The organism is Mesorhizobium sp. M7A.F.Ca.CA.001.08.2.1, assembly GCF_003998455.1.
Taxonomy (GTDB): Bacteria; Pseudomonadota; Alphaproteobacteria; order Rhizobiales; family Rhizobiaceae; genus Mesorhizobium; species Mesorhizobium ciceri.
This window is the reverse complement of sequence record NZ_RZPW01000531.1, coordinates 1-4,477: the sequence shown is the minus strand read 5'-3', so window position 1 is coordinate 4,477 and position 4,477 is coordinate 1. Positions and strand designations below refer to the sequence as shown.

Sequence of the window (4,477 nt, the reverse complement as noted above, 5' to 3'; positions counted from 1 at the left end):
AAACCCAACGGCGTAATGGCAAGCGGCAGATAGAAACGCCAGCCGCCTGCATCTCCTGTCATCAGTTGAAACAGTTCCTGCGCCCTGTCGGCCAGCACCGCGAACAGCACGCTGATCACACCGATGCCAAGCGCGCCCGCCCAGAACACCAGGCGCGGCTGCCAGACCCGCCGTGAGCCCCACATCGCGCGCGAACGCCGCAGCATGGGATATTTTCGCGATGTGCCGGCCATGTCTGTCCTCGAGCGGGGAATGTTTCGGCCTAACACAGCTGGGCAGTCTATTAAACTAGCGCCGGAAAAACCTGTCGTTGGCGCTCGCCTGAGTGCCAGGCGGAAGCATCGCTTCGGTGAAAGGTCGACCCCCACTCCGTCGAGCTACGCTCGACGGAGTGGGGGAAGCCATCAGCCAAACGCGCTGCCGCCGCAAGACAGGCATTATCGGGAGAGAAATGCCCGCCATGACGAGGGGCGGTGCCGACGTCGTTCCAAGGCGATCGTAGATCGTAAAGCTAGCTGAGCATGACTCTGCCCTCAACCTGTGCTATGCGCCGCGCTTCCTTTCCGGCACGATGCGTGAAATCGGCCGCAAACCGCTTATATCAGTGCAACCATGACCCTTTCATTCGATCTCACCACTGACAGCGCCCGCGACGCGTTGCGTGCCCGCTCGGCACAGCCCGAAAAGCAGTCGCTGATCGGCCTGACGCGGATCGAACTCGCCGAGACTCTGGTTGCATCAGGCGCTGTGCCCGAGCGCCAGGCGAAAATGCGCGCCCAGCAGCTGTGGCACTGGATGTATGTGCGCGGCGTCTCCGATTTCGCCGGCATGTTCAACATCTCCAAGGATCTGCGTGCTGAGCTCAACAAGCATTTCACCGTCGCCAGGCCCGAGATCGTCGAGGAGCAGATTTCCGCCGACGGCACGCGAAAGTGGCTGTTCCGCTTTCCGCCGCGCGGCGCCGGCCGGCCCGTCGAGATCGAAACCGTCTACATTCCCGAAGAGGGTCGCGGCACGCTGTGCATCTCCTCCCAGGTGGGCTGCACGCTGACCTGCTCGTTCTGCCACACCGGCACGCAGAAGCTGGTGCGCAATCTGACGGCCGAGGAGATCCTCGCCCAGCTGCTAACCGCCCGCGACCGGCTCGGCGATTTCCCTGACCGCGACACGCCCGACGGCGCCATCGTGCCGGCCGAAGGCCGCAAAGTGTCCAATATCGTCATGATGGGCATGGGCGAGCCGCTTTACAATTTCGAAGCGGTGAAGAAGGCGCTGCTGATCGCTTCCGACGGTGACGGCCTGTCCCTGTCGAAGCGGCGCATCACGCTGTCGACCTCCGGCGTCGTGCCGGAAATCTTCCGCACCGGCGAGGAAATCGGCGTCATGCTGGCAATCTCGCTGCATGCCACCAATGACGATCTGCGCGACTTGCTTGTGCCGATCAACAAGAAGTATCCGCTGAAGGAACTGATCGCCGCCTGCCGCGCCTATCCGGGCCTGTCGAACGCCAAGCGCATCACCTTCGAATATGTGATGCTGAAGGACGTCAACGATTCCATCGAGGACGCCAAGGGACTGATCAAGCTGCTCAAGGGCATTCCGGCCAAGATCAACCTGATCCCGTTCAACCCGTGGCCGGGCACCAATTACCAGTGCTCGGACTGGGAGACGATCGAGAAATTCGCCGACTACATCAACAATGCCGGCTATGCCTCGCCGATCCGCACGCCGCGCGGCCGCGACATCCTCGCCGCCTGCGGCCAGCTCAAATCCGACTCCGAGCGCATGCGCAAGGTCGACCGGCTGGCTCTGGAAGCGATGATGATAGCGGGGCACGGCGAGGCGTGAACCGCCCCTTCGCCTGCCTAAGACGCCTCGCCATCATGGCGGTCGGCTATGTCGCCGCCGTGCTGACCTCGATCCTGGTGCCGGTGCTGCTGATCGCTCTTCTGGAAGGCATCGAAGACGGCAACTGGTCGATCATTTTCGCCTTCGACTGGCTTGGCTCGTTCCCGCTCGCCGTGTTGACCGTAATGATCGGCGCGCTGTTGATCGTCGGCCCGGCGCTCTTTGTCGCCGAACGGTTTTCACTTCGGGGATGGTTCTACTTCGCCGCCACCGGTGCGATCACGTCCATCGCCTTTGGCGTATCCATGCCGCGCTCCGCCAGCAGCTTTGTCTTCAATCCGGGCTTTCTGGGTTTTCTCGCCACCGCCGGCATCGCCGCCGGTTGGATCTACTGGCTTCTGGCTGGACGCAGGTCCGGCACGGGCCGGAATCTGGGCCGGGATTGATGGCGCGTCTCGTCGGCTACCTCATCCGTTTCACCGTCATCCTGTTCGGCTATGCCGTCGCCTCGCTGGCGGCGAGCGCCTTCCTCAACATCCTGTTCCTGGCATCGCTCGGCTACACGCCGGAGCATGCACATCCGACGGCGACGGCTTCCCTGTATTTCTCAATTCCCTTCGCCGCCCTGTTCGTCGCCTATTTCGCCCTGATGCCGGCCTCTGTCGTCATCCTGCTTGCCGAAATCCTGGGCCGGCGCGACTGGCTGTTCTATGCGCTGGCGGGCGCGGTGGTTGCCGGTGTTTTCCTCGGGCTTGCCGACCACAGCGGTGACAGCGCCTTCGCCGTCAGGGACACCAGCGCCATCATGGCCGTGATCGGCAGCGGCATGGTCGGTGGTATCTTTTACTGGCTCAGCGCCGGGCGCTGGGCCGCAAGCTGGTGGCAAGGCGAACCAGGCTCAAAAGAAGATGGCCATACAGGATGACGGCGCCTACTTTGCCTGCGCCGTCAGGATCTTGAGGGCGAAGGCGGAGAACACGCCGGCAAAGAGATAGTCGACCACCCGCGTGACGCGCGGGCTGGCCTTCATCGCCGCCGAAAACTTTTCCGCCGCCAGCACCATCGGCACCGTCACCGGCACCGACAGCACGATGAACATCAGCCCAAGGAAAAACAGCTTTCCCGGTGCGTTCGGATCATGCGCGGAGACGAACTGCGGCAGGAAGGTCATGAAGAACAGGATGATCTTCGGGTTGAGCAGATTGACGCCGAGGCCCGCCGCCCAGCTGCGCACCAGCGAAATCTCGGGGCCTGTCTTCTTTTCCGGCGAAAAGGCCGAGCCCCTGGTGATTGCCTGCCAGGCCAGGAAAACGAGGTAGCCGGCGCCGAAGATCTTCAGCACGAAGAATGCCATCGGCGAGGCGACGATCAGCGCCGAGACGCCGACCACCACCAGCGTGGTGTGGATCAGCGTGCCGCACAGCGCGCCGGCCATCGAGGCAAAGCCAGTGGCACGGCCCTGGCTCAGCGTGCGCGAGACGAACAGGGTCATGTCCGGCCCCGGCGTGATCGCCAGGATGACGGTGGCGATGGCGAACTGGATCAGCGTGGCGGTATCTGGAATGAACGACATGAGCGGCCTCAAGGGATTGGGGAGGCCCTATACAGGATGCGCCATGACAGTGCCAGACACAGCAGCGATCCGACGGTCGATCCAGCAGGCGTCTGGCGAAGGCATTCGCGGGCAGCCAGCCGCCGCAATCCTATGCCTGCCTGCTCAGCCGCATCCTGGCGGGCTCCTCCGCGACGAGCTGATAGTTGCGGACATCGAAACCCCCGGTGATCTGGTCGATCGGCTTGGGCCGGCCAAGGAAATAGCCTTGCGCCTCGTTGCAGCCCTCGACTTGCAGGATGGTGAGCTGGACATGCGTCTCGACGCCTTCGGCGAGCACCGGAATGTCGAGGCTGCGGCCCAGCGTCAGCACCGCCCGAATGATCGCCTTGGCCTGCGGGCTTCGCTCGACATCGGCCATGAACGAGCGGTCGAGCTTGATCTTGTCGAAAGGAAACGAGCGCAGCGTATCGAGCGATGAATAGCCGGTGCCGAAATCGTCGATCGCGATCGTCACGCCCAGTGCCTTGATCTGGCGCAGGACATGCAACGTGCGCACCTTGTCGGCGACAATCGTCGATTCGGTCAGCTCCAGCTCCAGCCGTTTCGGCGACAGCCCGGTCTCGACCAGTATCTGGTGGACGAGCTTGGCGAGGTCGGCATGGGCGAACTGCACCGGCGACAAATTGACCGCGATCTTGTGATTGTTGTCCCAGGATGCCGCCTGACGACATGCGGTCCGCAACACCCATTCGCCGATCGCCATGATCGAGCCGTTCTCCTCGGCGATCGGGATGAATTCGGCGGGCGGGATCATGCCCTGCACAGGATGGGTCCAGCGCAGCAGCGCCTCGTAGCCGCAGGTGGCGCCGGTCTGGACCGAGGTCTGCACCTGATAGTGGAGCGAAAGCTCGCCGCGGTCGATCGCCTGCCGAAGGTCGGTGGCCAGCGCGCGGCGCGCCCGCGCCGTCTCGTCCATGGCGGATTCGTAGAAGCAGACGGCCCGCGTCACGTCGTTCTTTGCCCGATACATGGCGAGATCGGCATTGCTGACCAGCCTCTCCCGGTCGGCCCCGT

Annotated in this window: 5 protein-coding genes and 1 pseudogene; 3 read left to right on the top strand and 3 right to left on the bottom strand. The window is 63.4% G+C overall.

What is annotated here, in order from left to right; all coding sequences use genetic code 11:
• Nucleotides 1-233, bottom strand: a pseudogene (locus EN914_RS25555) (chloride channel protein); the annotation flags it as partial.
• 379 nt (nucleotides 234-612) lie between these two features.
• Here EN914_RS25555 and rlmN point away from each other — a divergent pair.
• Genes rlmN through EN914_RS25540 form a run of 3 tightly spaced genes read left to right on the top strand, consistent with a single transcriptional unit; the run spans nucleotide 613 to nucleotide 2,773 of the window.
• Nucleotides 613-1,848, top strand: a complete 1,236-nt coding sequence (gene rlmN, locus EN914_RS25550; protein WP_024504019.1) for a 23S rRNA (adenine(2503)-C(2))-methyltransferase RlmN — start codon at nucleotides 613-615, stop codon at nucleotides 1,846-1,848.
• A gap of 59 nt (nucleotides 1,849-1,907) precedes the next feature.
• Nucleotides 1,908-2,294: a hypothetical protein gene (locus EN914_RS25545; RefSeq protein WP_244506876.1), complete on the top strand. Its 387-nt coding sequence runs from the start codon at nucleotides 1,908-1,910 to the stop codon at nucleotides 2,292-2,294.
• Entirely contained in the window at nucleotides 2,294-2,773 is a 480-nt protein-coding gene (locus EN914_RS25540) for a hypothetical protein (protein ID WP_024504021.1), read from the top strand. The genes EN914_RS25545 and EN914_RS25540 overlap by 1 nt, the downstream gene beginning before the upstream one ends.
• Before the next feature lie 6 nt (nucleotides 2,774-2,779).
• Here the strand turns inward: EN914_RS25540 and EN914_RS25535 are convergent, their stop codons facing one another.
• Both EN914_RS25535 and EN914_RS25530 read right to left on the bottom strand, forming a co-directional pair.
• Nucleotides 2,780-3,421, bottom strand: coding sequence for a LysE family translocator (locus tag EN914_RS25535; RefSeq protein WP_024504022.1), 642 nt, complete (start codon nucleotides 3,419-3,421; stop codon nucleotides 2,780-2,782).
• 130 nt (nucleotides 3,422-3,551) lie between these two features.
• Nucleotides 3,552-4,477: bifunctional diguanylate cyclase/phosphodiesterase (locus tag EN914_RS25530; protein ID WP_245497843.1), on the bottom strand; the 926-nt coding region annotated here is incomplete at its 5' end.